Origin of the sequence: Sphingobium sp. D43FB, assembly GCF_002312805.1 — a bacterium.
Taxonomy (GTDB): Bacteria; Pseudomonadota; Alphaproteobacteria; order Sphingomonadales; family Sphingomonadaceae; genus Sphingobium.
Genome location: NZ_NMUA01000024.1, coordinates 44,498 through 70,933, shown reverse-complemented (window position 1 = coordinate 70,933; position 26,436 = coordinate 44,498). Strand labels below are relative to the sequence as shown.

Sequence of the window (26,436 nt, the reverse complement as noted above, 5' to 3'; positions counted from 1 at the left end):
AGCGCCTGCGGCGGCGGAGTTCGTCTCGTCGTTTGGAATACGCGGCATAACCATGGTGATATCTCATCCGCGCCCTCAAGGCTAAATTACCGGCGGTGCTTTGTCTCACCGTCGTTGGCACGGAGGGCCTGACCTTTTTGAATCCCCCCTACAGCCAGTTTGTGAAGTGGCTGGATCGAGCGATAGATGCGTGGGAAACCGGGGAAACTGAAACAGTAGTGATTCTTGGGCCTGTCAGGACCGATGGTCGAGCCTTCCAACAGCGCGTTGCGGGACGCGCAGATGTGTGTCTGATGGCAGATCGGTTACGGTTTCTCACGTCAACAGGCATCCGGAACCCGATCCCAACTTCATTGATGGTAGTGATTTTCGGAGGAAGCCAGGAGCAGATCAATCACTTCTCCATGCTGGTGCCCGGCGCGTGGCTTCCGCGCGTTCGACAACATTGCTCGTAAAATACGCGGGCATGGCATTCTTCCGGTCCCAGCCGTTCCGGAAAGAGCGTTGAAGTGGATTCCGCTAGTCGGCATGTCGTCACGTCGTCAGACGCATTCGCGATCATGGTCGCGGTAGCAGATATCTGGACTAATTCGTTGAAATATAGATATATTAAATCAAAATTGGCTTATAGCCCTTCTCTGTCGCGAAATAGGACTGACGACTAAGACGACACCGGCGCTCTTTCTGAGAAAACCGCGGTTTTGCGCCGTTTTATGTCACTTTCAGCGTCGTTACCAGCGTCGTCATTCAGGTGCTGATGTCGTCAAAATGACGACACCTCGCGTCGTCAATGTCGTCAGCAGTAGTTCGAATCTGAAGACGCTAAAAGAAGAATAATATTGCAAATGCTCACCGCACTTTCCCAATGTGGATAAATAGATTGGCACTCCAATCGCGGTGGTAGTGAGCAGGTTTGGTGACCTCAATTCCATGATCCAGTATGATTTCATGAAATTGAGGAATCCCTTCGGAAGTCCGGGCCGCCGCGATCGGCTCGGACTTTTTATTTTAAGAAGGGATAATATGGATACCGAAGTTACGATTTTGACTCATGCATTAACCCGTGATGGCGAGTTCGCCAACATGACCAAGACTCATGTGCACACGGTAGACGGTTGGGTGACGCAGAACTATGATCGAGCTCTGACCTTTAATGCGGTTGTCGAGACGATCCAAGACATTGAATGCCTGAGCGAGTTGTTGACGCTCCTAGAGGCGGCACCACACGCTTGTATCGTGCGCGGCCAGCCTACAGGGCCGACCCATCACATCCGTCGTTTGCTTTACGATAATGATCAATCCCCCGCGACGTTGCGCGCCAATCCGGCGGGTCTTCGGTGGGTAATGCTCGACTTTGACAAGGTGCCCGTTGGCTCCCTGGCATTGGAAGACTCAGATGCGCGGCTCGCCTACCTTGTTAGCTTGCTCCCGCCGGAGTTTCACGACGTGAGCTATCATTATCAATGGTCCAGCAGCGCAGGCGTCAGGGGCTGGGATACGCTGTCGTGCCACCTGTGGTTCATGCTTGAGGCTGCCTGGTTTTGCAGCGATTTGCACACTCGTTTTGAGCGCGGTGATTTTCGCGACATCGAAGTGGATGCCGCACCCTTTGTAGCAAATCAGGTCCATTATACTGCCGCGCCTGTGTTCGTCGGTGGCGTCGACCCCATGGAAAAGCACAGGTCGGGATTGGTGCGTAGGTCGAATGACACCGTCCGACTTTCGCCGTGGACAAAACCCGTTTGTCCTCCGCCACCGCCCTCGTGCTACCTCCCGCCTCGGCCGTCGGGCGCGGCATTCGAAGATTTACTCGCTGATATAGGGCCGAATTACCATCGACCAATCCTGCGTGCTGCGGCTCACTATGCTGCGGTAACGCCCGGCGGTGAGTATGATGCCAACTATCTGAGGGACCGCCTCTGTGCAGCGATTCATGCGGGCGCTCAGGGTAAAAACCGAAAATCTGACTATCTCAATCGCAATTACCTGGATCGTGTCATTCACGGTGCGGAAGCCAAGTTCGGGAGGGCTTTCTGATGGAATTTCCTCTCCATCTTCTGCCGGTCAATGCCCGCACCGCGATCGAAGCTCAGGCCGCCCTTGGCAACTATCCGATTGAATCAGTTGGAACTGCGGCATTGGCAATCATGAGCCATGCGTCGCAGGGACTTTATAACGTCGATAGTCTGCAACGTGCCGGGCATGCCTATCCCCTCAGTCAGCTTTTTCTCATTCTCTCACCCTCGGGTGATGCTAAATCGTCGATTTACCGCTCGCTGATGGGCGGCATCGAAACCTGGCAAGTTCGGATGGGCGATCTCCACGCTCAGCAGATGCAAGCATATGAGACTGACAAGCGCCAATGGGAACGCCGTCGTGCTGCCATGGACAAAGATAATGATGTTTCCCCAGAAGATCGTCATCGAATGGAGAGGCAGAAGCCCACTCTACCGCGTCATCCATGGAACACGCCATCGAAAACCACGACCAACGGCATCTTCAAAACCCTCCAGGAGGGGTGGCCAACCTATGGCCTGTTTACAGCCGAGGGCGGTTCGCTTCTCGCTGGACACAGCCTCAAGGCCGAAAACTCTCCAGCGGAATTCGCCAGCGCAATTACCAACCTTTGGGATGGCGACACGATCGATCGCACAACCGGCGATCATATGATGCGCCTGCGGGGACGTCGATTGAGTGGGCTCATCATGGTGCAATCGGCAGTTGCAGGCGATTTTTTGACGAATGTCACGCTCCGCCAGCATGGGATTCACGCTCGATTTCTGATTGTTTCTCCGTGCGCATGGCAGCCGATAGCAACCGATTTCACCGATCCCTCCGAGATGCTGCGTCGTGAACAACTCACCAGCAAATTGCAGGCTTTCTGCAATCGGATCGACGAGATGCTGAGTTACCCGCTAGAGACGCGAGAGGGCGACGATCGTGAATTGGTTCTGGCCACAATGCATTGGTCGGGAAATGCAAAACATCACATGCTGGCGTTTCAAAACCGCGCGTTGGAAATGCGGGTAGAGGAAGAGACGTTTTTCAAACGCACATTCGAACATGCGTGTCGGATGGCTGGAGTGCTTACCGCCTATGAGGGGCATGGCGAGATAACGCTTGAGGCGGCGCAGGCCGCAACGGCGCTGATCGAATTCTATGGGCACCATTGGCGCACCCTGGACGTGCAACACGTCGACGAACGTGATGCTCGCCTCTCGAAATATATCGAACGCGTCCTCAGGTTCCTTCGCACCAAAGGCCCCGCGACGATGCGTGATCTGACGCGGAATCCTCTACAGCGGCTTGATCTGCGGGTGCGCGAAGCGGTGATGGACACGCTGATCCGTGACGATCTTGTCACAGCCGCTGAAGAGACATTGGGGACGGCCAAAACTGTATATTATTCGATCAAGCAGTCCGTTCCGCGCCTTAAGGCGGCATAACAGCACGGGTTGTGGAAGAGGCGGCCTGCGATATTCGACCGCGAGGTTTCATCGCAGGCAGCCCTCCTTGATCGATTGTCCTGGTTTCAGGCGATGAGGTGGACAGTCCAGCCCCATGATCGGCCAATCGCCGCCGCCCGCATCCGGACTGGCCCGACTTCATCGAATATGATGGGTATTCCGACGTCGGATCAGTGGCATGGCATGGCGGCCGCCGCAAACATTTTAGTGGAGAATTGATCGACGAAACATGCGCCCGCGCATCGAAGGAACTGCGCGCCGCGAGAGAGCGTGCCTCTGCGGCCTGATCGCCATCACCGCAGCCCGAGGCGATCCAACTGGTCGACCTGGGCCTGGATCAACCGGCAGCGCCGATCCTCTCTCCATGGTCCGTAGGGATATTGAGTTCTATGGTGGAGGTCCCACCAATCTCGCCAGTCCTGCGTCGGATGGAAATATCTGATCCGTGCCCTGATCGAGATCACCTCGCCGATGTGCCGCTTTACCCCGCGTTCGGTATCGGATTCGCGGATCACAAGATCGCCGACGCGGAGATGGTATAGGTCCATATCCCGCCATACCATCGAATCGAAATATTATCGAGTTTTTAGAAGTGCTTGAGCCTCATCCAACTTCATGAGAGAATCGTCCCATCAAGGTAAAATCTGATGGGATATCTCAACCCCACACGATCCCCATATCAATAGACCCGAATTGCATTTTGAGACCCCGCCATTGGCGCAAGTCTAGGATCAAACGAGACAGGAGGCCCCATGATCATCGGTTATGCCCGCGTGAGTTCGACATCCCAGAGCCTCGACATCCAGCACGAAGCCCTCATGGCCGCTGGGGCGGAAAAGGTCTTCGCGGAGAAGGTGTCGGGCAGATCGACCACCGATCGCGAACAACTCGCCATGGCCATGTCCTTTGCCCGTGAAGGTGACACCCTGATCGTCACCCGGCTCGATCGTCTGGCCCGCAGTGTCGCGGACCTCCACCGTATCATCGAAGTGCTGACTAAGAAGGGTGTGGGCTTCCGTTGCCTGAACCAGCCCGGTGTTGATACCGACACCAGCACTGGACGCCTAATGCTCGCTATGCTCGCTGCCGTGGCCTGTTTCGAGTCAGATATCCGGCATGAGCGCCAGATGGAGGGCGTGCGCAAAGCGCAGGCCGCCGGGAAATATCGTGGTCGCCCTGCCAGCATCGATCCGTCGAAGATCAAGGAACTCAAGGCCGGTGGCATGGGAGCCGCCGCGATCGCCAAGCAGATGGGGATCGGCCGCGCATCGGTCTACCGTGCTCTGGCTGCCTGATCAGCATCCTTCGGGACCCCACCGACATCCCCACACTTCATCGCGACGATCCCCTCCCCACGATCGCCGATCGACCTTATGACATCATCATTGAGACCAGCATGACGACCCCACGCTCCAACCATGAACCAGCGTTAGACCCTAATACTTCCGCTGATGATCTGCACGAGAGCGTGGCGGACATCATGCCGGAGATCGATGAGGCCGTAAGCGACGATATGGGGGAGATGATGGTCGTGGACGCTGGGGCTAGTGATGCGGTTCCTCTTCTGGCACCCACATCCTCCACCCCGGAATTGGCGGAAATCCGTCCAGTCCCCAACGAGGACTCAAATCGCCCTCGGCGCTCTCCTCTTCTGGGCACCATTTGTTCTCAAAGCATTGAAAATGCACGGGGATCGTCCAAAACACGGTCCCCTGAGAGCCTCTGCTACACAAAGCTGTTACACAATAGTGAGCCCGGACCAGCCTCAATCCCGCAGAATTGTGGGAAAAATGGCCGTCGCTCCTTCAGGTCTCCTTGGGCGTCGATGAGGGGCGAGATGCGCCGATCTTTTTGGCCTTTGCTGTAGCTTCGATAAAATGCCGCTCCACTATGCTGGGCTTGTTCAATTGGTCAGCATGCCATTTGTCATACTCGATCTGCGCCTTTGCCTTGGCCGCATCCGCCTTGACCTTACCCGCGTGACTTAGAATATCACGATCGCTTAGCGCCAAGAAATCATCCAACTTGGCGATCCAGTCGCGCATCGTCATCGGCTTTCGGCTCATCGCCTGAAGCTCCGCGAATTCCAGATACGCGGTCACAATCCGATTGAGCGCTTGAATCTCCTCTTCGGACAGATAGTTCTTAGCGACAGTGACGTCAGTCTTGCGTGGCGGGCCGCCCTTGGATTGGTTTGCCCATGAGGTCAGCCCGATATGGTCCTTGGTGGCGCTGACGCGGGCGGAGATAACTTCAGCGGCAGTGTGACCGTGCGCCGCCCAGTGCATCTTGTTTTGCACCGTCTGGAAGAAAAGCTGGGTTGTTTCGGCATGTCCGTCGTAGTCCACGCTGGTGCCGTAGATATCCAATATCTTCTGGTAGAACATCCGCTCCGAAGACCGGATGTCGCGAATGCGGGCCAGCAACTCATCGAAATAGTCGGTCCCCGGTTCCTTGAGGCGGGCGTCATCCATGACGAAACCCTTCACCAGATATTCCGACAGGCTGGTCGCCGCCCAACGCCGGAACTGCAAGCCGCGCGCCGAGCGAACGCGGAAGCCGATCGCGAGGATCATAGACAGGCTGTAATGCAATGTCCGATAGGCCTTGCCGTCAGCGGCAGTTGTCAAGTATTCCTTGACGACTGAATGTTCCTCTAGCTCTCCCTCCTCAAGGATGTGACGGATGTGAAGGCTGACATTCTGCTTCGTCGCTTCGAAAAGCTCAGCAATCTGGGCCTGACTGAGCCAGACCGATCCGTCCCGCGCCCTCAGTTGGACGACCGTTACGCCATCCTCGGTGTTATAGAGGATCATTTCACCCGACATGGTTGAACCTTCTCGTGCGATACCCGGATACCTGATTCATAGACGTCCTCATGATGCGCTCCTCTGTAGAGCAAAGAGAACATCACAGGAACTGCTGATAACCTGTGGCTTCGCCCGGAAGCGGGGTCGTGGCTGGATTTTCACGATCAACGTCCGAGATGAGAGAGGTCAACATCGGCGAAAGTGAGTCTGTTCACAGCTTCCGCCAGCACCTCGACCCGATACCCCCGCCCGTAATTTTCCGAAACCTTTCCATGTGCGGAAGACCCCGTCGTCCATCCCCCAAGGGCCATCGCAAGATCGTGATCGATTCGGGCATGCCTCAGTTCATCCCGGAAACAGTGCCTCAGCGAATGAAAGCAGGTCTTCTCGCGCCGCGCGCCGATGTTGCTGAGAAACTGGGTGAACCATTTGCTGAACGCGACGGCCCTGACGCCCTTGGTGCCGGGATCGATTTCAGCAAAGAGCTTCTCCTCCCCCGCTCGCCGTTTCTGTGCGACGTATGTCATCAGGCCGAGATCGAGAAGGCGCTGATGGATGGGGATCAGCCGTTCACTCGCACCCGTCTTCAGCTGCTTATCCGTGGTGCCCACCAGTGACTCTGTCGTGATCACTATACAGGGCACACCATCGATCATCCGCACATCTGTCGTGTCCAACTGACATATCTCGTTTAATCGCATCCCGCTGTGCAAGGCGATCAGCGGAACCCAATAGCGCGCATTTTGAGGGCGCTCATGACCGGGCGTCGCATAGCCCCGGTCGCCATCTTTGCAGCCCGTATAGAGAGGAGCATGGAAGATGAGACGCAACTGGTCTGGCGAGAATGGATTGCGCTTATCCCTCTTGGCCGTGCTGTCGGCGAAGCGGAGTCCTCTCACGGGGTTACGCTCGGCCAATTCTTCATCGACCGCCCAGTTGAGAAAGCTAGACAGGCTGCTGAGATAGACATTGGCGTTCGCAACACTGATGGGCACGCCCTTCCCGGTCTCCTTCAGGCGGGCTGACGCCTGTTCGGGTGAGAGATCGGGGAAGAGCTTCGTCGCGTTTCGGGGCAGGTAACGCAAGACCTCCATCAGATGACGCATGTGACTGCGAGAGAGGCTTCGGATTTCGGTTTCCGCCCCGATCACGGAAACCGCGAGTTTGCGAACCGTGTCGTAGGTTTCTCGCGTTCGCGCCGTCCAATGATGCGTCGGATCGGAGAGATATCGTTCATAAGCCTCTCCAAGCGTTACGCTGGGACAGGGAGCCTCTTCGCTCTTTGGGGCAGTGATGGCCGGGGGGCCGGGATTGTGAAGATCGTCATCGAACGGTTTGAGGAGCGTGAGGTCGACATCCTTCCCTCCTTTCGACCGGGTATCCTCGAACATCAATTCCAGTCGGGCGGCCGCTGCTGGCAATCGTCGCCGCGCGATCTGAAGACTGTCTGCGTTCAGCGATCGCCATATCTCCGCCCGTCCCATCGCCTCTCGTAGGTCGCGTGGAACTCTGCGTCGCAGGTAAAACCATCCTTGCCGGATTGTCAGGCCAGAAGGGCATTTGTGTAGCAGCTTTGTGTAACAGGAGCGACGGCCATTTTTCCCACAATTCTGCGGGATTGAGGCTGGTCCGGGCTCACTATTGTGTAACAGCTTTGTGTAGCAGAGGCTCTCAGGGGACCGTGTTTTGGACGATCCCCGTGCATTTTCAATGCTTTGAGAACAAATGGTGCCCAGAAGAGGACTCGAACCTCCACGACCTTGCGATCGCCAGCACCTGAAGCTGGTGCGTCTACCAATTCCGCCATCTGGGCACGGGGTAGGAGCGCGCAACTAGCCGCTGCCTCCAAAGCTGTCAACGCATGTTGCGGATTATTTCGTTCGGCTTTGCAAAATCGCGCGCCGGGGGGTGGACGGGTGCCGCGGCGGAGCGGATGACGGCTTCATGACCCACCCCGATTCCACCCCAATCACCCTGTTCGCCCGCCCCAATGGACTGCGTCTCGCCTGCCGCCCGCGTGCGGGGGAAGGGCCGACCATCCTCTTCCTGCCGGGCTATATGTCCGACATGGAGGGCAGCAAGGCGGTCGCGCTCGATCAATGGGCGGCGCGCCAGGGGCGCGCCATGGTGCGGATGGACTATGCCGGCAACGGGTCGAGCGAAGGGCGTTTTGCCGATGGCACGCTGGCCAGTTGGCGCGACGATGTGCTGCTGGTGATGGATCGCCTGATCGAGGGGCCGGTCCTGCTCGTGGGATCGTCGATGGGCGGCTGGCTCGCGCTACTGGTGGCGCTGGCCCGGCCCGACCGGGTCATGGGGATTGTCGGCATCGCGGCCGCGCCCGACTTCACGGACTGGGGCTTTACCGATGCCGACAAGGCGCTGCTGGCGACCGAGGGGCGGATCGAGGAGCCATCGGCCTATAGCGACGATCCTTATGTCACGACGCTGGCCTTTTGGCAGTCGGGCCAGGCGTTGCGGCTATTGGAGGGCGAGATCGGCATTGATTGTCCGGTGCGGCTGCTCCACGGCCAGCAGGACAAGGATGTGCCCTGGTATGTGGCGGTGAAGGCAGCCGCACGGCTACGTTCATCGGATGTGCAGACGCTGCTGATTAAGGACGGCGACCATCGCCTTTCCCGCGACGGCGACATCGCCTTGTTGATCCGCACCGTCGCCAGCCTGTTGGACAGCCACTAATGACGCTTTTCCTGCCCCTGATGCTGTTGGCCCAGGCCTATGATCCTGAGATTGAGGCCGTGATGAATCGCAGCCGCAAGGAGAAGCAAGAAGCCGCCGCCAGCGCAGCCTCTGCGCCGCCGCCCAGCCCGCCCGCGCGGGAAGACGGCAAGATTCCCGTGCCCGCGAAATTCGCCGCGCCTTTCCAGGCCTGTCTCGACCAGGCGCTCGAAGATCCCACGGCCGGGGTCGCCTTTGCCGAAAAATGGCGGATCGACGGCGGGGGCTTCTATGCGCGTCACTGCATGGGCTTTGCCTTTGCGCGCGCCGAGCGCTGGTCGCCCGCGATCATCGCCTTTCAACAGGCCGCCGAAGAGGCCGAGCGCAGCGGCGAGATGGCGCAGAGCGCGCGGCTGTGGGCGCAGGCGGGCAATGCCGCGCTTGCCAGCGGCGATGCCGCCAAGGCACGCGGCGATTTCGACGCGGCGCTGGCACGCGGGCTGCCCGACGGGCTGGAAAAGGGCGAGGTGCATCTTGATCGCGCGCGGGCCTTGGTCGCGCTGGGCGAGACGGAGGCTGCGCGCGATTCGATCGATGTGGCGCTGATTCAGGCACCCAAAGACCCGCTCGGCTGGCTGTTGTCGGCAACGCTGGCGCGCCGGTCGGGCGAAATGAGCCTGGCCCAAGCGCATATCGCGCGCGCGGTACAACTATCGCCTGACGATGCTGCAGTGGCGCTGGAGGAGGGCAATATCGCGATCCTGACCGATCATGAGGATATCGCCCGATCCGCCTGGCAGCGGGCTGCGCGCCTGGCGCCGGACGCCGCAGCGGGCAAGGCGGCGGCGGACAATCTGTCCCGTCTACCTGTGGCCAAGCCTGCGGGCTAAGGCCGTCCAGCAAGACTTTGTCACGGAACCGCTTTCCGGTTCGGTCCGTTCGCTTGGGTATAGCGGGACCACCGAAACGGAGATGAGATGATGACCCCCAATGTGAAGACTGTCGCGGCGATCGGCCTGTTGTTGGCGGGCGCGATGGCGACCACGGCCTGTTCGCGCGGCGCGACGGCAGGCGGATTGATCGGCGGCACCGGTGGCGCAGTCGTCGGCAGCGCGACCGGCCTCGGCACGACCGAAGGCGCGGTCATCGGTGGCGCGGCGGGCGCCGTGATTGGCGACGACCGCCGCGATTAAGCTCCGCTATTTCAGGTAGAAGTCGACGGTCGTGACGACGCGCACCTTCTTATAGGGTGTGTCGCTCGACCCGTCGCCGCCTTCGCCATCGCGCGCATCGATCGAAAAATAGCCCTGCGTGGCGCTCTTGATCCCGCCAACGCCCGAACCTGCATCCTTGGCGAATTGTTCGGCAGCGGCGCGAGCATCCTTGGTGGCGGCGGCCACCATTTGCGGCTTGACGTCGTTCAGCTTGGTGAAGCTGTAGCGCATGCCCGACCCTTCCTGCAGCGTCACGCCGCGTCGAACCAGATCGAACTGTTGAGCGACAGCGCGCTGGGCGCGGGCGATGTCAGTCGTGCGGAGCAACATCCGCTGTGTCACGGTGATATTGTTGACGCCATTGTTGAGATATTGGTTCACCCCGGCGCCAGTCGGGGTCAGCTCGGCAGGCTGGAAGCCCAGGTCCGTGAAATAGGCCTGCAATTCCTTGGTATTATTGTCGATTTCCGCGCGCACGGTCGGCAGGTCGAAGCCAGTCGCCGAATAGCTGATCGACCAGGTGGCAAGGTCCGCCGTCACATCCTTTTCCGCCAGGCCGCGCACCGTGACCGAGCGATCCGCCGCCTTGGCGCGCCGCAATCCGTCTCCCAGAAGATAGCCGCCACCAACGACCCCCAACGCCAGCAGCGCGGCGCTGCCCAACATTATCTTGTCCCGCATGTCCCATGTCATATGCTTGCCTCTTCCCTGCGTTGATGCGCGACCTTATCTTGGAGCATCCTTGCCCTCCCCCAGATGAACCGTTGCTTTATAGCGACAAATGGAGAAAGACTTGCCCAAATTCCTGCATAGCATGATCCGCGTCCGTGACGTCGAAAAGACGATCGCCTTTTTCGACCTGCTGGGATTGATAGAGGTCAAGCGGTTCGACAGCGAACAGGGGCGCTTCACGCTCGTCTATCTCGCCGCGCCGGGCGACGAAGATGCTCAGGTCGAACTGACCTATAACTGGCCGCCCGAGGATGGCAGCCCCGCCGAAATCTATGATGGCGGGCGCAATTTCGGCCATATCGCCTATCAGGTCGAGAATATCTACGAGACGTGTCAGCGCTTCCTGGATGCGGGCGTGACCATCAATCGCCCGCCGCGGGACGGGCATATGGCCTTCGTCCGCACGCCCGATGGCATTTCGGTCGAATTGCTACAGGATGGGCGGCTCGACCCGGCCGAACCTTGGGTGTCGATGCCCAATGTCGGACAATGGTGAGCCCGATGCTGGAGGTTGTCCGCATCCCGGTTCTATCGGACAATTATGTCTGGCTGCTGCATGATCCCAAGAGCCAAGAGACGGTCGTGATCGACCCGGCCGTGGCCGAGCCGGTGCTGAAGGCGGCTGCTGCGCGGGGATGGACCATCGGCCAGATCTGGAACACCCATTGGCATGGCGACCACGTCGGCGGGAATGCGGCGATCAAGGCCGCGACCGGCTGCATCATCACCGGACCCGCGGCCGAAGCGGAGAAGATCGCGACGCTCGATCGCCTGGTCGGTGAAGGCGATAGCGTGCGTATCGGCGATCATGTCGCGACCGTGATGGCGGTCCCGGCCCATACGGCGGGGCATATCGCCTATCATCTGGCCGACGATCGCATGGCGTTCGTCGGCGATACGCTGTTCGCCATGGGCTGCGGCCGATTGTTCGAGGGGACGGCGGCGCAAATGTTCGCCAATCTGCAACGCCTCGCGGACTTGCCGGAGGATACGGCTGTCTATTGCGCGCATGAATATACGCTCTCCAATGGCCGGTTCGCGCTGACGGTGGAGCCGGACAATGCGGCGCTGGTCGAGCGGGTTGCAGCCGTCGAAGCGCTGCGGGCGCGGGACGAAGCGACGGTGCCGACGACGATCGGGCTGGAGCGCGCGACCAATATCTTCATGCGCGCGCGCGACGTGGCGCAATTGGCCGAACGCCGCGCGGCAAAGGACGCGGCCTGACGGTTTTTGCGCTATGGTGCCGTCGTGAGGGTAAAGATCGACAAGGGAGAGTCGCGATGCGCGCATGGATAGGGATGATACCGCTCCTGTTGGCGGGCTGCACCGGCAGCTATACGCCCACACCGCTGACGCAAAAGCAGGCGGCCAAGCTGGAGAAGGCTTTGGAAGGCAAGGTGGCCGGTGAAAAACAAGGCTGCATCAACCGCGAGCCACGGACCAATCTGACCGTCATCAGCAACAATGTGCTGCTCTATCGAGTGAGCAACCGGCTGATCTACAAGAATGAATTGATCGGCAGCTGCAGCGGCCTTGTCTATGGCGACACCTTGATCGTGCGCAGCTTCGGCTCGCAACTGTGCCGTGGCGACATGACCACGACCGCCAACCTGCAAACCGGGATGACCAGCGGCGCCTGCGCGCTAGGCGACTTCATCCCCTATCGCGCGCCGGGTAAATAGCCCGCCGCGATTCACAGGAGGCAGGCAGAAATCAGGGCGTGATCCGTTATTGGCGCGATCAGGCCCGACCCCTGTCACTCAACCCGCAGGCCGATCAGAATTTGAAGATGGTGCCCAGATAGACGGCCTGGCTGTCCTGCCGGTCGTCGGTCATCGGGGTCAGGCGACCCGCGACATTATTATTGTAGCGCACGCCGGCCGTGACGTTCAGGTTGCGCGTCAGCGAGTAGGAGCTGGCGAGATCCAGCGAATAATCCTTCTCCGCGCCGGGGTTGCGCGTCGCGGCGACGGCATCGCGGCGGGTTTCGATCAGCATCTTGGTGCTGAAGCGATCCTTCTTGGCGTCATCCAGCGAGAAATTCTTGGCATCGACCATGGTTTCAACCGGCACCGGATCGAGCGGCTTGCGGCCGAGCGATTCGGGCAGCGCGAACTTGCGCCAGTTCTGCGCACCGTTCAGGCTGAAGGCGACCGGCTTGATGTCGATCGGGTCGATCGTGCGGGCCACGGTGACACGTTCGCCGCTGGCACGGACCATCACGGTGATCGACCGTTCACCGCTCAGCGAACCGCTGGTCGGCGTGAAACGAAAGCCCTGGCGATTGGCGGACGCAGCGATTTTCGCATAAGCGGCGGCCAGTTGCGGGTCTTTGGTCGTGGGAGTGAAGGAGGAGATGCTGCCCAGAGCGCCGAGCGACACGGGTGCGTCGATCTGCATCTGGACGAGCTTGTTGGCCGCGCCGATCGCCGGAGACAGCATGAAGCCGGTCACGGTCAATGCCGCTCCCGCCAATGCCAGATGTCCCCTTTGTACGCGCATGACCCGATTCTCGCCCCTGTTCCTTATTATGTGTAACGCTCTACACGGGGAAAGCCTCCATTGGCTAGGGGGCGGCGGGCTTTTTGTCGGAGCTGTTGCAAGGAACACACAGAGTTTGAAACAGTAGCGATGGCACGGCGAAGCGAGGATCGCAGCGTCCTGATGCAGCGCCCCTTGCCCAACGCTGCATGGCCACTATAGAAGCAGCCTGTTTTTCGTCATTTTCCAAGCTAGGACATGCCTGATGGTCCGCCGTTTTCCCGCCCCTGTTTCCGCCGGCCTGCTGCTGGCCGCGCTTTTGCCGTTGGCCGCCTGCGGTGGCGGGTCCAAGGATCGGCCCAAGGCGGACCTTGCCGCGTCGAAAGTGACGACGATCGGCGTCAACGCCTATCTGTGGCGCGCGGCGCTCGACACGATTTCCTTCATGCCGCTGGTGCAGACCGATTCGAACGGTGGCGTGATCGTGACCGACTGGTACGCCAACCCCAACAGCCCCAATGAGCGGATGAAGCTGACCGTGTCGATCCTCGACCAGGATCTGCGCGCCGACGCGCTGCGCGTCGCGGCCAGCCGCCAGGTGAGCCAGAATGGCCAGTGGCTCGACGCGCCGGTGAAGGCGGCGACCGTGCAGAAGCTGGAAGAGGTGATCCTGACCAAGGCCCGCGACCTGCGCCGCACGTCGATTGGCGGCTGATTCTTCTTCGCTTGGGCGGCGCGCAGGCACCGCCTTTGTTTTTTGACGGTTCGGGGCTGGGCTTGCAAAGGCCCAGCCCCCTCGCATTTGGGTAGGACGTGAACATGCAAAGGCGCTTCAATCCGCTGGAGGCCGACGCCCGCTGGCAGGCGATCTGGGACGAGCAGCAGAGCTTCAAGGCCGACGATATGTCGGACAAGCCGCGCAGCTACGTGCTGGAGATGTTCCCTTATCCGTCGGGCCGCATCCATATCGGCCATGTCCGCAACTATTCGATGGGCGACGTGCTGGCACGGTTCCGCCGGATGACGGGCCATGAAGTGCTGCACCCGATGGGTTGGGACGCCTTTGGCATGCCGGCTGAAAATGCCGCGATGGAGAAAAAGGTCCATCCCGGCAAATGGACCTATGAGAATATCGCCAACATGAAGGCGCAGCTCAAGAAATTGGGCTTTGCGCTGGACTGGAGCCGCGAACTCGCGACCTGCCACCCCGATTATTATGGCCATGAACAGGCGCTGTTCCTGGACATGCTGGAAGCGGGCCTCGTTTATCGCAAGGAAAGCGCGGTCAATTGGGATCCGGTCGACATGACCGTGCTGGCCAATGAGCAGGTGATCGACGGCAAGGGCTGGCGGTCGGGCGCGACGGTCGAGAAGCGCAAGCTGTCGCAATGGTTCCTCAAAATCACCCAGTTCGCCGACGATCTGCTGGAAGGGCTGAAAAGCCTAGACCAGTGGCCCGAAAAGGTGCGGACGATGCAGGAAAACTGGATCGGCAAGTCGGTCGGCCTGCAATTCCATTTCAAGCCGGTTGCGCCCTTCGATCAGGCGATCGAGGTCTATTCGACCCGGCCCGACACGATTTTCGGCGCGAGCTTCGTCGCGATCGCCGCCGACCATCCAGTGGCGCAGCAGGTTGCGGCCGCAAACCCGGACGCGCAGGCCTTCATCGACCTGTGCAAGGCGGGCGGAACGACCGCGGCCGAGTTGGAAACGGCGGAGAAGCTCGGCTTCGACACGGGCCTGACTGTTACGCATCCGTTCGATCCCGACTGGCAGTTGCCCGTGTTCATCGCGAATTTCGTGCTGATGGACTATGGCACCGGCGCGGTGATGGGCGTTCCCGCGCATGACCAGCGCGACCTCGACTTTGCGCGCAAATATATGCTGCCCGTCGAGCGTGTCGTGGCTGCGGAAGGTGACGAAGCCAAGCCGATTCACAACGAAGCCTATGTCGGGCCGGGCAAGTTGGTGAACAGCCGCTTCCTCGACGGCATGAGCGTGGAGGACGCGAAGGCCGCCGTCATCGCCCGCGCGCAATCCGAAGGCTGGGGCGCGGGCAAGACCGTGTTCCGCCTGCGCGACTGGGGCGTGTCCCGCCAACGCTATTGGGGCACGCCGATACCGGTGATCCATTGCGAGACTTGCGGCGCGGTGCCGGTGCCCAAGGCGCAGTTGCCGGTCGTCCTGCCCGACGATGTGACCTTCGACATTCCGGGCAACCCGCTCGATCGCCATCCGACCTGGAAGCATGTCGATTGTCCGAAGTGCGGCAAGGCGGCGGTTCGGGAAACCGATACGCTCGATACGTTCGCGGATTCGAGCTGGTATTTCATCCGCTTCGCCAGCCAGTCCAAGGACAAGCCATTCGACCGCGCGACGGTCGAGAAATGGCTGCCGGTCGGCCAATATATTGGCGGGGTCGAACATGCGATCCTGCACCTGCTCTACGCGCGCTTCTGGACGCGGGCGTTGCAGCATATGGGGCAATTGGGCTTTGCCGAGCCGTTCACCGGCCTGTTCACGCAGGGGATGGTAACGCATGAGACCTATAGCCGGGAGCAGGGCGAGGGGTTGCCGCCGGTCTATTTCGCGCCGGGCGAGATCGAACGGGCCGCCGAGGGCGCGACGCTGATCGCGGACAAGGCACCGGTCGAGGTTGGCCGGGTCGTCAAAATGTCCAAGTCCAAGAAGAATGTCGTCGATCCCGATGACATCATCGCCCAATATGGCGCGGACGCGGTGCGCTGGTTCATGCTGTCGGACAGCCCGCCCGAACGCGACCTGCCCTGGACCGAAAGCGGGATCGAGGGATCGTGGCGGTTCGTCAACCGCTTGTGGCGGCTCTTCGGCCAGATCGAGGCGGGGGCGGAAGGCGCCGACAAGCCGCTCGACCGCAAACTGCACCAGACGATCGACGGGATCGCCAGGGATATAGAGGCGCTGTCCTTCAACAAGGCAGTCGCCAAGATTTACGAACTGGCCAACTCGGTGGAAAAGGCCGCGCCGTCCGCATCGCGCAACGCCGCCATCCGCGCGCTCGCGCTGCTGGTCGCGCCGATGACGCCGCATCTCGCCGAAGAAGCCTGGGCCGATATGGGCGAGACCGGCCTGATCGCCGATGCCGCCTGGCCCACGGTCGATCCGGCTTTGCTGGTCGATGACGAAGTGACGATTGCCTGCCAGGTGATGGGCAAGCTGCGCGACACCATCACCGTGCCCAAGGGGACGGCGAAAGACGAACTGGAGCGGCTGGCGCTCGCGGCTCCGAATGTCATGCGGATATTGGATGGCGCGACGCCTAAGAAGATCATCGTCGTGCCCGATCGTCTGGTGAATCTGGTTATTTAGGTGCAAAATCCGTTCGCCCTGAGCGAAGTCGAAGGGCTTTGCTGAGCGGAGGCGAAGCAGCTTCGCTCCGCTCAGCAAAGGGCTTCGACAAGCTCAGCCCGAACGGATAAGGGTTCTGGTCATGAAGTGTCTCCTCCCCCTTCTCGCCATCCCGCTCCTGCTGACCGGCTGCGGCCTCCGCCCGGTCTATGGCGGGGGATCGCAGGGCGCGGTGGCGCAGGCGTTGGGCAATGTCGATGTCGCGCCGATCGAGGGGCGCGGTGGCTGGCTCGTCCGCAATGCGCTCAACGATCGGCTGGGCGCGATGAGCGGCGGCAGCGGTCCGCGCTATCGTCTGGTGGTGAAGCTGGATGACCAGATCACCGGTTTCGGCCTGCGCGCCGACGCGGCCGTCACCCGCGAACGGCGCACTTTGCGCGCGCGTTACCAGTTGATCGACGAAGCGACTGGCGCGCAAATCCTGGATGACACCGCCGGGTCGGACGCGGGCATCGACGTCACGTCGAGCGAATATGCGACGATCGCAGCCGAAGACACGGCGCTGGAGCGGCTGTCGCAGACGGTGGCGGACCAGATCGTCACCCGGCTGGCGCTGTTTTCACGCAAGGCGGCCAATCCTTGAAGGCCAATCGCGGCCAGATCGAAAAGGCGCTCGACGCACCGCCTGCCGACGTCCGCTTCTTCCTGCTCTACGGTCCCGACGATGCGGGCAGCCAGGCGCTGCTCAAGCGGCTGGAGCGGGCGATGGGGCCGCAGGCCGAACGCATCGACCTCGACGGATCGACCCTGCGCGACGATCCCGCCCGGCTGGCGGATGAGGCCGCGTCCTTTTCCATGTTCGGTGACCGGCGCTGGATTCGCGTCAATGGCATAGGCGAGGAATCGCTGCCCGCCTTGACCGCGCTGCTCGAAAGCCCGGCGGCGGGCAATCCGGTCGTGGCCGTGGCGGGCGCGCTCAAGGCCACGTCCAAGCTGCTCAAGCTGGCGCTCGATCATAAGGCGACGCTGGCCTTCATTTCCTACCAGCCCGACGCGCGCGAGGCCGAGCAGATCGCCATTGCCATCGCCCGCGAAGGCGGCCTGCGCCTCTCGTCGGACCTGGCGCGGCGGATCGTGGCGCTCGCCAATGGCGATCGCGCGCTGATGCAGGGCGAGGTCGAAAAGCTGATCCTCTATCTCGACGCTGCGCCCGACCGGCCGTGCGAAGCGACGGCGGAGGCGCTGGACGCGCTGTCAGCGGACAATCCCGATACGGAGGTCGCGCCGCTGGTAAACGCCGTGCTGGGTGGTGACCTAAAGGCCATGCACCATGAACTCACGCGCCTGCAGGAAACCAGCACGGCAATGGCCTCCGTCATCCGTCCGCTGATGACCCGCGCGATGCTGATCGCCAATATCCGCACCAGTTTCGACGCCAGCGGACGGTTGGAAACGGCGATGGAGGCGGCGGGCAAGGCCGTGTTCTGGAAGGAAAAAGGGCTGGTGTCGCGGCAAGTGCGGCTGTGGGACAGCCATGGCATCGCGCGCGTGATCCAGCGCCTGCTGGAGGCGGAACGCGCTACCCGATCAGGCCGGGGCACCGGCGACCTGCTGGTGCGCCACGAATTGCTGACCATCGCGCGGCAGGCGGCGCGGGAACGATAGGGCGGGTCCGGGCGCTTTGCAGGGCTGAACAGGTCGCGACTTGGTGGTATGACCGGCCCACCGCGTCCGCGCGCAACAAAGGCAGCGCATCATTTCCCTTCCCGCCACGATCCACGCCATCGGCACGGCCGTCCCGGACACCGACATCCACCCGGCCTTTATCGATTGGGCAGGCGAACGGATCGCCGACCCGCGCGAACGGGCTTTGTTCACGCGCATGGCGCAGCGCAGCGGGATCGAACATCGCTGGTCGGTGCTGGATGGCGGCACTGGATCGCCGACCGCGCAAGGCGGCTTTTACGGCGGGTCATGGCCAACCACGGCGCAGCGCATGGCCATCTATGCCGACGCCGCGCCGATGCTGGCCACGCGCGCAGTGGCGGCGCTCGCCGACCAGGTGGCGACCGACGGTATCACTCATTTGGTGGTCGCCAGTTGCACGGGCTTTATTGCGCCTGGGATCGACCAGAAACTGGTGACGATGCTGGGGCTGGACCCGACGGTCGAGCGGCTGATGGTCGGCTATATGGGCTGCTATGCCGCCATCGTCGCGCTGCGATCCGCGCGCCATATCGTGCGATCGGAACCGAATGCGCGCGTGCTGGTGGTGTGCGTGGAACTCAGCAGCCTGCATCTGCAGGACGATGCGCGGGTCGAACCGTTGCTGGCGATGCTGCAATTTGGCGATGGCGCGGCGGCGGCGCTGGTGAGCGCGGCGGCGGGCGGCATCACGCTCGGCCAGCCCTTCGCCATGACCGTGCCCGATACGGAGGCGCTGATCCGCTGGGATTTGGGCGACCATGGTTTCGCCATGCATTTGTCGGGCGAAGTGCCCGGCGCGATCGCGCAGGCGCTCGCCGGAACGATCACCTTGCCGATTCCGGCGCAAAGCATCGATCTGTGGGCGGTCCATGCCGGGGGCCGTTCGATCCTCGACGCGGTAGCCCGCGCGCTCGATCTCGCCCCCCACGCGCTCGACCATAGCCGCGCCGTGCTGCGCGCCTTTGGCAATATGTCGTCGGCGACGCTGATGTTCGTGCTGGCGCGCATCTTGGCGGGCAATGCGCGCGGGCAGGGGATGGCGCTGGCCTTCGGGCCGGGGCTTGCGGCCGAAGGCCTGACCTTCCACCGGGCGGACGCATGAAGCGATCGCTGGCGCAGGAGCAGATGGATGCGGCCGACCTGCCCGAAGCCGTCTATGCGCGGGTGCTGGCCGATCTCGACCGGGTTAATCGGGTCACGCTGGCGGCGCGGCCGACGCTCCGCTTTCTCGATCGCGCGGTAACCGGCCCGTTCCGGCTGCTCGATGTCGGCTATGGCGATGGCGGCATGCTGCGGCGGATCGCGGCCTGGGCGAAGCGGCGTGGCATTGCCTGCACGCTCGTCGGCATCGACCTCAACCCGCGCAGCCAGGCCGTGGCGCAGGCGCGCACCGACCCGGCGCTGGCCATCGACTATCGCACCGGCGACTATGTCGCGCTGGCGGATGAACCATGGGACATCATTATCTCCAGCCTGGTCACCCACCATATGGAGGATGCGGAGCGGCTGGCGTTCCTGCATTTCATGGAGGATCAGGCGCGCATGGGCTGGTTCGTCAACGACCTGCATCGCCATGGCTTTGCCTATCATGGCTATCCGCTGCTCGCCCGCTTGCTCGGCGTCCATCCGATCGTCCGCGCCGACGGGCGATTGTCGATCGCGCGCAGCTTCGTGCCCGGCGAATGGCGGGCGATGCTGGCGGCGGCGCATATCGGCGATGCGCGCATTGAGCGTGTCTTCCCCTTCCGGCTCTGCGTCGCCCGCCAGCGATGACCCCGCCACTGATCCTCGGCGCAGGCCCGGCAGGCGCAGCGGCGGCGCTGCGGCTCGCACGGCTGGGCGCGGAGCCGCTGCTGATCGATCGGCAACAGGTGCCGGGGGATGCGCTGTGCGGCGGATTCCTGAGTTGGGCGACGATCGCGCAGATCGAGGCGCTGGGCATTGACGCAGCCATGCTCGGCGGTCACCGGATCGACCGGCTGGCGCTGTTCGCGGGCGGGCGGGAGATAGAGCTGCCGCTCCCCGCGCCCGGCATGGGCCTGTCGCGGCATCGACTCGACAGGCTGCTGCGCGCCGCCGCGACCGAGGCGGGGGTGACCTTCCGGCTGGGCCATGCCGTGCGCACGCTGACGCCGACCGCGATCACCCTGGACGATGGGCAGGTGCTCGACTGGGACAGCCTGTTTCTCGCCACCGGCAAGCATGATGTGCGCGGCGCGGCGCGGCCCCGTGACGGCGCAGACCCCGAACTCGGCCTGCGGCTGCGCCTGCCCGCCAGCCCTGCGCGCCAACGCCTGATCGGTGGCCGCATCGAACTCCATTGGGTCGAGGGCGGCTATGTCGGCCTCTTGCTGCAGGAGGATGGCAGCGCCAATCTCTGCATGGCGGTGCGCAAGAGCCGCTTGACTGCAGCGGGCGGCCGTCCGCTCGGCCTGATCGCGGCGCTGGCCGACCGCTCGCTCGCGCTGGCCGATCGGCTGGGGGATGTGCCCGCTGACGCTCGCGTCGATGCGATCGGTGATGTCCCCTATGGCTGGCGCGCAACCACGACCTGGCCGGGCCTCTATCGGCTCGGCGATCAGGCCGCAGTGATTCCCTCGCTGGCGGGGGAGGGGATTGGCATCGCGCTGGCCAGCGCCGCAGAAGCCGTGGCGCAATGGCAGGTGCAGGGGCGCGACGGCGCAGAGCCTTACCAGCGCCATTTCGGGCGGCGAGCGCTGTTGCCCTTGCGCGCGGCGGCGGGTTTTCGCGCGCTGGGGCGCTATCCCGGCCTGCTCCGTGTCCTGAGCGCAACACCGGGGGCCGCGGGTCTCGCCATGCGCCTCACCCGCATCGCGGACGCTTGATCGGCGCGCTCTGCGCACCCATATTGCCGCCATGGAAAAGCTGACTCTGACCGATGCGGAATGGCGCGCGCGCCTTTCGCCTGAACGCTATCATGTGCTGCGCGAAGGCGGCACGGAGCGGGCCTTTACCGGCAATCTCAACGCCAACAAGGTCGATGGCCGCTATTATTGTGCGGGCTGCGGCACCGGATTATTCGATGCCGAGGAAAAATATGACAGCGGTTCCGGCTGGCCCAGTTTCACCGCACCGGTGGATATCGATGCGGTCGAGGAAATCCGCGATGTCAGCCACGGCATGGTCCGCACCGAAGTCCGCTGCGCCAAGTGCGACGGGCATCTGGGCCATGTCTTCCCCGATGGTCCAGGCGTCAACGGCCTGCGCTATTGCATGAACAGCGCCTCGCTCGACTTCAAACCGCGCCAGGACGACTGATCGTTCATCGTCCGTAAAGCGGCGATCGTCATGGAGACGGCCACGGCATTTTTCCCGGCAAAGCGTCTAAATCACGCTGGCCGGGGCCGGGATTAGCGCGTATCCGGGGCGGCACAGATGGCAGGATCAGGCAAGAGCAAGGGCGCGCCCAGCCGCGCGAAGACATGGGCGCTGCGCACGGTGAAGATCGGCGTGGCGGCGGCGGTGGCGGGCCTGTTGGCGATCGTGATTGCGGTGGTCATCGCGCTTCAGTCGCTGCCCGATTATGGCAGCCTCAAATCCTCGCCCAATGGCCAGATGATCCGCGTCCATGCCGCCGATGGCAGTGTAATCGTGTCACTGGGGCCGAGCTTTGGCCGCTGGCTCGACTATGATCAAATCCCGCAGGTCATGATCGACGCGATGGTGTCGACCGAAGACAAGCGCTTTTATCATCATCCCGGCGTCGATCCGGTCGGCATGGCACGCGCGGCCTGGGTCGCGGTCGAAAATCGCGGCACCGGCCGCCGCCTGCAGGGCGCATCGACCATCACCCAGCAGGTGACGCGCAACATCTTCCTCAACAACAGCTATAGTTTCGGCCGCAAGATCCGCGAGATGGTGCTGGCCCTGGCGCTGGAGCGCAAATTCTCGAAGCGGCAGATCCTCGAACTCTACCTCAACAAAGTCTATTTCGGCGGCGGCGCCTATGGCATCGACGCCGCCAGCCGCAAATTTTTCGGCCATCCCGCCACGACGCTCGACCTGCCCGAAGCGGCGATCGTCGCAGGGCTGGTGAAAGCGCCGTCTAGCTATTCGCCCACCGCCGATGCCGAAGCCGCGATCGGCCGAGCGGGCGTGGTGCTGGACCTGATGGTGCAGAACGGCGTCATCAGCGCAGCGGACAAGGCGGCGGCCGACATTGCCAATGTCGCGCTCGCGCCCGAACCGCCGCAGAACAGCGTGCGCTATTTCACCGACTGGGCGCTGCCGCAGCTCGATGTGCTGATCGACGAGTCCAACGAACCGCTGGAAGTCTATACCACCATCGACCTCAGCATGCAGAATGCGGCGACGGCGGCGATCAAGGCCAATGTGCCTTCGGGTACGCAGGGCGCTTTGGTCAGCCTGGACCGCGATGGCGCAGTGCGCGCGCTGGTCGGCGGCCTCGATTATGTGACGTCCAATTATAATCGCGCCACCACAGCGACGCGGCAGCCGGGATCGGCGTGGAAGATCTTCGTCTATATGGCCGCGCTTGAGGCGGGCTATACCCCTGATACCGGCGTCACCGACGAGCCGGTCGATATCAACGGGTGGAAGCCGCGCAACAGTTCCGGGCGCTTTTCGGGCGATATCGATATCCGCACCGCCTTCGCCTATTCGATCAACACCGTCGCGGCGAAGCTGGGTGTCGAGGTCGGCTTTCCGACCGTTGCCGACATGGCCCGCCGCTTTGGTGTGACGACGCCGATCAACACCCATCCTTCCATGGTGCTAGGCACATCGGACGTGCGCCTGATCGACATGACCCGCGCCTTCGCCTCGATCGCGCGCAAGGGCATTGCCGTCACCCCCTATGGCATTACCAAGGTAACGACGGCGGACGGCCGACTGCTCTACGAGCATCAGGACGACACCAGCCGCGTGCTGGTCGCCCCCTGGGTCGCGGCCGGCATGACCGACCTGATGCAGACCGCCGTGTCCACCGGCACCGGCAAGGCGGCGCAGATCGGCCGCCCGGTCGCGGGCAAGACCGGCACGACCAGCAGCAACAAGGATGGCTGGTTCTTGGGCTTTTCCAGCGGCATCACGACCGGCGTATGGATGGGGCGCGACGATGCGCGCGCGGTGGGCGTGCTGCAGGGTGGCCGTGCCCCCGCCCGCGCCTTTGCCGATTATATGAAGGTCGCCGTCGCCAAACGCCCCGTGGAACAGTTCGAAACCGAAGTCACCTTGCCCGAATGGCAGTTGGAGCCGGACGAGGAAGCCTATTATGGCACGCCTGATGGCGAGGCCGAGGGCGGCATGATGGTCGATGAGAATGGCTTCCCCGTCGAACGCCCCCGTCCCCCGGCGATGGAAGACGAGGGTGACGAGCAACAGCTTGAGGTGGACCCGGAGGATCGGCAACAGCCGCCCCAGCAGATCGACCAGCAATGGATCGACAATGTGCTGGGCCGCGACCGTGATCGTCAGCGCCAGCCACCCCCGCGTCCCAACCCTTATCCTTGAGGCGCGCGCCTAAGGGCGGACGTCGTTGGCCGCCAACTGCGTCTTGTCGAGCGCGCTCGCATCGGGCAGCAGGAAGTCCACTTTGCCCCGGCCGAAGTCGATCGCGACCCGGTCGAACAGCCGCAACGCACTGATGCCCAGCAACAGCGCCGGCTTGTCCGCCATGCCCAGTTCCGCAAAAGGGCTGGCATCGACGAACAGCACCGGCACGTCGATCAAATTGACCCGGCCCATCCGTACCGCCTTGATCCGCCCCACTTCGCCGGTCAGCGTCCCGCCGGTCACGCTGGTCAGCGACGCGGTGAGCAATTCAGGCGCGCGCTTCTTGGCGATCAGTTTGTTGCGCAGCGCCATATTGCCGATGCTGAAATTGGTGCCGGTGTCGAGCATGATGGCCACGCGCATGCCGTTGACGTTGGAATCGAGCAGGATCAACTGACCGCGCTTGCGCCGCGCCTCCACCACGATCGTATCGGGATCGACCTTGGCGCTGCGGCGCGCGTTGCTGCTGGCGATGGCCATCTGTCCGCTGCGGAAATCCAGCGTCACCCGCTTGGCGTGCAGGCTGTCCAGCCCCAGCAGGCCCGGCGCGCCCAGATGCTCGCCCTCCAGCACCGGGGCTTCGATATCGTCGATCGTGCCGCCCGCAAAGCCGAGGCGCGGCACCGCCACCGTCGTCGCTTCCGACCGGCCGGTCATGCTGATGATGGTGACATTGGTGCGCGCGGGCAGGGCCAGTTGCTCCGCCAGGTCGCGCGCGATCACGGTGCGTTGCGACCCGGTATCGATGATGAAGTTCCACGGCCCCTTGCCATCGATATGGATGGGGATGGTCACCCGCGCATCGAGCGAGGGGCCGGTGCGGACGACGGCGGGCGGAATGTCGGGGTCAAGCGCGGGGACGTCCTGCGCGGCCAGCGGCATCCAGGCCGTCGCCAGCCCGATCGCCAATCCCGCGAAGCGCACGGCGCAAAGCCCTGCGCGGTGCCGTCTCATGTCCGCATCCTTTCCGCTTATCTTATGCTCCCGCTATAGCATGAATCCCGGTCATCGCGCCAGCGCCACCCTTGGCCCCGAATCGCCGCCGCGCCGCGCTTTCCGCACCCGTCTGGCGCACTCCCGCCTTGACTTGGCGGGCCGCGCCTCGCTAAATGCGCGCACGATCGACCTTGCCTGTTCGCGGCAAGCGTCTGGCAGCGTCCTGCTCGCCTGTTTCTCGCCGTTTCCGGCGCCTGTCTCCCTCTCGTCATCGGACCGACTCGCAATGCATCTCAAGGACCTTAAGAAAACAGCGCCCGCCGACCTCGTGCAGCTTGCCGAGGAACTGGGCGTCGAGGGTGCGTCGACCCTGCGCAAACAGGATCTGATGTTCGCGATCCTCAAGGCCGAGGCGGAAAATGGCGAGCAGATCATGGGTGAAGGCACGATCGAAGTGCTGCCCGATGGCTTTGGTTTCCTGCGCAGCCCGGAAGCCAACTTCCTGGCCGGTCCCGACGACATCTATGTTTCGCCTAACCAGGTCCGCCGCTTCGGCCTGCGCACCGGCGATACGGTGGACGGCGAAATCCGCGCGCCCAAGGATGGCGAGCGTTATTTCGCTTTGGTGAAGCTCAACACCGTCAATTTCGACGATCCCGATGTGGTCCGTCATCGCGTCAATTTCGACAATCTGACGCCGCTCTATCCCGAATCCAAACTGACGCTCGATCCGGGCGATCCGACCCAGAAGGACAAGTCGGCGCGCGTCATCGACATCGTCTCGCCCCAGGGCAAGGGCCAGCGCACGCTGATCGTCGCCCCACCCCGCGTCGGCAAGACGGTGATGCTGCAGAATATCGCCAAGGCCATTACCGACAATCATCCCGAAGTGTTCCTGATCGTCCTGCTGATCGACGAACGGCCGGAAGAAGTCACCGACATGCAGCGCAGCGTGAAGGGCGAGGTCGTGTCCTCCACCTTCGACGAGCCTGCCACCCGCCACGTCCAGGTCGCTGAAATGGTGATCGAAAAGGCCAAGCGCCTGGTCGAGCATAAGAAGGATGTCGTCATCCTGCTCGATTCCATCACCCGCCTCGGCCGCGCCTACAACACCGTCGTCCCCTCGTCGGGCAAGGTGCTGACCGGCGGCGTGGACGCCAATGCGCTCCAGCGACCCAAGCGCTTCTTCGGTGCCGCGCGCAATATCGAGGAAGGCGGTTCGCTCTCCATCATCGCCACTGCGCTGATCGACACCGGCAGCCGCATGGACGAAGTCATCTTCGAAGAATTCAAGGGCACCGGCAACTCGGAAATCGTGCTGGATCGCAAGGTCGCCGACAAGCGCATCTTCCCGGCGCTGGATGTCGGCAAGTCGGGCACCCGCAAGGAAGAATTGCTGGTGGACAAGGGCACGCTCAGCAAGATGTGGGTGCTGCGTCGCATCCTGATGCAGATGGGCACGATCGATGCGATGGAATTCCTGCTCGACAAGATGAAGGATTCCAAGACCAACGAGAATTTCTTCGATTCGATGAACCAGTGACGGCG

General features: G+C 62.5%; 25 protein-coding genes and 1 tRNA gene. 19 read left to right on the top strand and 7 right to left on the bottom strand.

The annotated features are described in order from the left end of the window. Window positions 1-930: 930 nt before the first annotated feature. Both SxD43FB_RS17810 and SxD43FB_RS17805 read left to right on the top strand, forming a co-directional pair. A complete protein-coding gene (locus tag SxD43FB_RS17810) occupies window positions 931-2,037 on the top strand; it encodes a hypothetical protein (protein ID WP_096063333.1) in 1,107 nt (368 codons plus the stop codon). Then, complete coding sequence (locus SxD43FB_RS17805; RefSeq protein WP_096063332.1) at window positions 2,037-3,446, top strand: DUF3987 domain-containing protein; 1,410 nt, start codon at window positions 2,037-2,039, stop codon at window positions 3,444-3,446. Before SxD43FB_RS17810 ends, SxD43FB_RS17805 begins: the two co-directional genes overlap by 1 nt. A gap of 314 nt (window positions 3,447-3,760) precedes the next feature. On the opposite strand, the gene SxD43FB_RS17800 is transcribed toward SxD43FB_RS17805, so the two are convergent. After that, a complete protein-coding gene (locus SxD43FB_RS17800; protein ID WP_096063331.1) occupies window positions 3,761-4,015 on the bottom strand; it encodes a hypothetical protein in 255 nt (84 codons plus the stop codon). A gap of 204 nt (window positions 4,016-4,219) precedes the next feature. Between SxD43FB_RS17800 and SxD43FB_RS17795 the strand changes: the two genes are divergently transcribed. After that, entirely contained in the window at window positions 4,220-4,762 is a 543-nt protein-coding gene (locus SxD43FB_RS17795; RefSeq protein ID WP_096063330.1) for a recombinase family protein, read from the top strand. 510 nt (window positions 4,763-5,272) lie between these two features. Here SxD43FB_RS17795 and SxD43FB_RS17790 read toward each other — a convergent pair. The 3 genes from SxD43FB_RS17790 to SxD43FB_RS17780 form a co-directional block, all read right to left on the bottom strand. Next, window positions 5,273-6,295 (bottom strand): virulence RhuM family protein, encoded by a 1,023-nt coding sequence (locus SxD43FB_RS17790; RefSeq protein WP_037474147.1) that lies wholly within the window; start codon window positions 6,293-6,295, stop codon window positions 5,273-5,275. Between the two features lie 146 nt (window positions 6,296-6,441). Further along, a complete protein-coding gene (locus SxD43FB_RS17785) occupies window positions 6,442-7,818 on the bottom strand; it encodes a DUF6538 domain-containing protein (protein WP_343228850.1) in 1,377 nt (458 codons plus the stop codon). Window positions 7,819-8,003: 185 nt separating this feature from the next. Continuing rightward, window positions 8,004-8,090 (bottom strand) — tRNA-Leu (locus SxD43FB_RS17780). A gap of 131 nt (window positions 8,091-8,221) precedes the next feature. On the opposite strand from SxD43FB_RS17780, the gene SxD43FB_RS17775 reads away from it, so the two are divergent. The 3 genes from SxD43FB_RS17775 to SxD43FB_RS17765 all read left to right on the top strand — a co-directional run bounded on the left by SxD43FB_RS17775 (window position 8,222) and on the right by SxD43FB_RS17765 (window position 10,149). Further along, window positions 8,222-8,977, top strand: coding sequence for an alpha/beta hydrolase (locus SxD43FB_RS17775; protein WP_096063342.1), 756 nt, complete (start codon window positions 8,222-8,224; stop codon window positions 8,975-8,977). Next, the gene (locus tag SxD43FB_RS17770) at window positions 8,977-9,846 is read left to right on the top strand and encodes a tetratricopeptide repeat protein (protein WP_096063328.1); all 870 of its coding nucleotides are present in this window, start codon (window positions 8,977-8,979) and stop codon (window positions 9,844-9,846) included. The genes SxD43FB_RS17775 and SxD43FB_RS17770 overlap by 1 nt, the downstream gene beginning before the upstream one ends. 90 nt (window positions 9,847-9,936) lie before the next feature. Further along, the gene (locus tag SxD43FB_RS17765; protein WP_096063341.1) at window positions 9,937-10,149 is read left to right on the top strand and encodes a hypothetical protein; all 213 of its coding nucleotides are present in this window, start codon (window positions 9,937-9,939) and stop codon (window positions 10,147-10,149) included. Between the two features lie 6 nt (window positions 10,150-10,155). Here the strand turns inward: SxD43FB_RS17765 and SxD43FB_RS17760 are convergent, their stop codons facing one another. Further along, a complete protein-coding gene (locus SxD43FB_RS17760; RefSeq protein WP_096063327.1) occupies window positions 10,156-10,863 on the bottom strand; it encodes an SIMPL domain-containing protein in 708 nt (235 codons plus the stop codon). A 100-nt stretch (window positions 10,864-10,963) separates the two neighbouring features. Here SxD43FB_RS17760 and SxD43FB_RS17755 point away from each other — a divergent pair, with 100 nt between their 5' ends. From SxD43FB_RS17755 to SxD43FB_RS17745, 3 genes are read left to right on the top strand one after another with little or no spacing between them, the layout of a single operon-like run. After that, window positions 10,964-11,398: a VOC family protein gene (locus tag SxD43FB_RS17755; protein ID WP_096063339.1), complete on the top strand. Its 435-nt coding sequence runs from the start codon at window positions 10,964-10,966 to the stop codon at window positions 11,396-11,398. 5 nt (window positions 11,399-11,403) lie between these two features. Further along, the gene (gloB, locus tag SxD43FB_RS17750) at window positions 11,404-12,126 is read left to right on the top strand and encodes a hydroxyacylglutathione hydrolase (RefSeq protein WP_096063340.1); all 723 of its coding nucleotides are present in this window, start codon (window positions 11,404-11,406) and stop codon (window positions 12,124-12,126) included. 56 nt (window positions 12,127-12,182) lie between these two features. Continuing rightward, complete coding sequence (locus SxD43FB_RS17745) at window positions 12,183-12,584, top strand: hypothetical protein (protein ID WP_037472115.1); 402 nt, start codon at window positions 12,183-12,185, stop codon at window positions 12,582-12,584. Window positions 12,585-12,678: 94 nt separating this feature from the next. On the opposite strand, the gene SxD43FB_RS17740 is transcribed toward SxD43FB_RS17745, so the two are convergent. Next, window positions 12,679-13,404, bottom strand: coding sequence for a hypothetical protein (locus tag SxD43FB_RS17740; protein ID WP_096063326.1), 726 nt, complete (start codon window positions 13,402-13,404; stop codon window positions 12,679-12,681). Window positions 13,405-13,648: 244 nt separating this feature from the next. On the opposite strand from SxD43FB_RS17740, the gene SxD43FB_RS17735 reads away from it, so the two are divergent. The 9 genes from SxD43FB_RS17735 to SxD43FB_RS17695 all read left to right on the top strand — a co-directional run bounded on the left by SxD43FB_RS17735 (window position 13,649) and on the right by SxD43FB_RS17695 (window position 23,910). Continuing rightward, window positions 13,649-14,098, top strand: a complete 450-nt coding sequence (locus SxD43FB_RS17735; protein ID WP_096063325.1) for a DUF3576 domain-containing protein — start codon at window positions 13,649-13,651, stop codon at window positions 14,096-14,098. 104 nt (window positions 14,099-14,202) lie between these two features. Then, window positions 14,203-16,731: a leucine--tRNA ligase gene (leuS, locus tag SxD43FB_RS17730; RefSeq protein WP_096063324.1), complete on the top strand. Its 2,529-nt coding sequence runs from the start codon at window positions 14,203-14,205 to the stop codon at window positions 16,729-16,731. Window positions 16,732-16,852: 121 nt separating this feature from the next. After that, entirely contained in the window at window positions 16,853-17,353 is a 501-nt protein-coding gene (gene lptE, locus SxD43FB_RS17725; protein WP_096063323.1) for an LPS assembly lipoprotein LptE, read from the top strand. Then, on the top strand, window positions 17,350-18,375 hold the full coding sequence (gene holA / locus SxD43FB_RS17720; RefSeq protein ID WP_096063322.1) for a DNA polymerase III subunit delta: 1,026 nt from the start codon (window positions 17,350-17,352) through the stop codon (window positions 18,373-18,375). Before lptE ends, holA begins: the two co-directional genes overlap by 4 nt. A 91-nt stretch (window positions 18,376-18,466) precedes the next feature. Next, window positions 18,467-19,519: a type III polyketide synthase gene (locus tag SxD43FB_RS17715; RefSeq protein WP_096063321.1), complete on the top strand. Its 1,053-nt coding sequence runs from the start codon at window positions 18,467-18,469 to the stop codon at window positions 19,517-19,519. After that, window positions 19,516-20,190, top strand: coding sequence for a methyltransferase domain-containing protein (locus tag SxD43FB_RS17710; RefSeq protein WP_096063320.1), 675 nt, complete (start codon window positions 19,516-19,518; stop codon window positions 20,188-20,190). The genes SxD43FB_RS17715 and SxD43FB_RS17710 overlap by 4 nt, the downstream gene beginning before the upstream one ends. Next, complete coding sequence (locus SxD43FB_RS17705) at window positions 20,187-21,263, top strand: FAD-dependent monooxygenase (RefSeq protein WP_096063319.1); 1,077 nt, start codon at window positions 20,187-20,189, stop codon at window positions 21,261-21,263. Before SxD43FB_RS17710 ends, SxD43FB_RS17705 begins: the two co-directional genes overlap by 4 nt. 31 nt (window positions 21,264-21,294) lie before the next feature. Continuing rightward, entirely contained in the window at window positions 21,295-21,696 is a 402-nt protein-coding gene (gene msrB / locus SxD43FB_RS17700; RefSeq protein WP_096063318.1) for a peptide-methionine (R)-S-oxide reductase MsrB, read from the top strand. A gap of 117 nt (window positions 21,697-21,813) precedes the next feature. Next, window positions 21,814-23,910, top strand: a complete 2,097-nt coding sequence (locus tag SxD43FB_RS17695; RefSeq protein ID WP_096063317.1) for a PBP1A family penicillin-binding protein — start codon at window positions 21,814-21,816, stop codon at window positions 23,908-23,910. Window positions 23,911-23,919: 9 nt separating this feature from the next. Here SxD43FB_RS17695 and SxD43FB_RS17690 read toward each other — a convergent pair whose 3' ends face one another. Beyond that, on the bottom strand, window positions 23,920-24,834 hold the full coding sequence (locus SxD43FB_RS17690; RefSeq protein WP_255245791.1) for a retroviral-like aspartic protease family protein: 915 nt from the start codon (window positions 24,832-24,834) through the stop codon (window positions 23,920-23,922). Window positions 24,835-25,174: 340 nt separating this feature from the next. On the opposite strand from SxD43FB_RS17690, the gene rho reads away from it, so the two are divergent. Continuing rightward, window positions 25,175-26,431, top strand: a complete 1,257-nt coding sequence (gene rho / locus SxD43FB_RS17685) for a transcription termination factor Rho (protein ID WP_037478949.1) — start codon at window positions 25,175-25,177, stop codon at window positions 26,429-26,431. Window positions 26,432-26,436: the final 5 nt, after the last annotated feature.

What these genes read in the sequence shown, in the direction of transcription:
- SxD43FB_RS17810 (WP_096063333.1), top strand. Translation starts at nt 931, where the DNA reads ATGATCCAGTATGATTTCATGAAATTGAGGAATCCCTTCGGAAGTCCG.
- SxD43FB_RS17805 (WP_096063332.1), top strand. Translation starts at nt 2,037, where the DNA reads ATGGAATTTCCTCTCCATCTTCTGCCGGTCAATGCCCGCACCGCGATC.
- SxD43FB_RS17800 (WP_096063331.1), bottom strand. Translation starts at nt 4,015, where the DNA reads ATGGACCTATACCATCTCCGCGTCGGCGATCTTGTGATCCGCGAATCC.
- SxD43FB_RS17795 (WP_096063330.1), top strand. Translation starts at nt 4,220, where the DNA reads ATGATCATCGGTTATGCCCGCGTGAGTTCGACATCCCAGAGCCTCGAC.
- SxD43FB_RS17790 (WP_037474147.1), bottom strand. Translation starts at nt 6,295, where the DNA reads ATGTCGGGTGAAATGATCCTCTATAACACCGAGGATGGCGTAACGGTC.
- SxD43FB_RS17775 (WP_096063342.1), top strand. Translation starts at nt 8,222, where the DNA reads ATGACCCACCCCGATTCCACCCCAATCACCCTGTTCGCCCGCCCCAAT.
- SxD43FB_RS17770 (WP_096063328.1), top strand. Translation starts at nt 8,977, where the DNA reads ATGACGCTTTTCCTGCCCCTGATGCTGTTGGCCCAGGCCTATGATCCT.
- SxD43FB_RS17765 (WP_096063341.1), top strand. Translation starts at nt 9,937, where the DNA reads ATGACCCCCAATGTGAAGACTGTCGCGGCGATCGGCCTGTTGTTGGCG.
- SxD43FB_RS17760 (WP_096063327.1), bottom strand. Translation starts at nt 10,863, where the DNA reads ATGACATGGGACATGCGGGACAAGATAATGTTGGGCAGCGCCGCGCTG.
- gloB (WP_096063340.1), top strand. Translation starts at nt 11,404, where the DNA reads ATGCTGGAGGTTGTCCGCATCCCGGTTCTATCGGACAATTATGTCTGG.
- SxD43FB_RS17745 (WP_037472115.1), top strand. Translation starts at nt 12,183, where the DNA reads ATGCGCGCATGGATAGGGATGATACCGCTCCTGTTGGCGGGCTGCACC.
- SxD43FB_RS17740 (WP_096063326.1), bottom strand. Translation starts at nt 13,404, where the DNA reads ATGCGCGTACAAAGGGGACATCTGGCATTGGCGGGAGCGGCATTGACC.
- SxD43FB_RS17735 (WP_096063325.1), top strand. Translation starts at nt 13,649, where the DNA reads ATGGTCCGCCGTTTTCCCGCCCCTGTTTCCGCCGGCCTGCTGCTGGCC.
- leuS (WP_096063324.1), top strand. Translation starts at nt 14,203, where the DNA reads ATGCAAAGGCGCTTCAATCCGCTGGAGGCCGACGCCCGCTGGCAGGCG.
- lptE (WP_096063323.1), top strand. Translation starts at nt 16,853, where the DNA reads ATGAAGTGTCTCCTCCCCCTTCTCGCCATCCCGCTCCTGCTGACCGGC.
- SxD43FB_RS17710 (WP_096063320.1), top strand. Translation starts at nt 19,516, where the DNA reads ATGAAGCGATCGCTGGCGCAGGAGCAGATGGATGCGGCCGACCTGCCC.
- SxD43FB_RS17705 (WP_096063319.1), top strand. Translation starts at nt 20,187, where the DNA reads ATGACCCCGCCACTGATCCTCGGCGCAGGCCCGGCAGGCGCAGCGGCG.
- msrB (WP_096063318.1), top strand. Translation starts at nt 21,295, where the DNA reads ATGGAAAAGCTGACTCTGACCGATGCGGAATGGCGCGCGCGCCTTTCG.
- SxD43FB_RS17695 (WP_096063317.1), top strand. Translation starts at nt 21,814, where the DNA reads ATGGCAGGATCAGGCAAGAGCAAGGGCGCGCCCAGCCGCGCGAAGACA.
- SxD43FB_RS17690 (WP_255245791.1), bottom strand. Translation starts at nt 24,834, where the DNA reads ATGCCGCTGGCCGCGCAGGACGTCCCCGCGCTTGACCCCGACATTCCG.
- rho (WP_037478949.1), top strand. Translation starts at nt 25,175, where the DNA reads ATGCATCTCAAGGACCTTAAGAAAACAGCGCCCGCCGACCTCGTGCAG.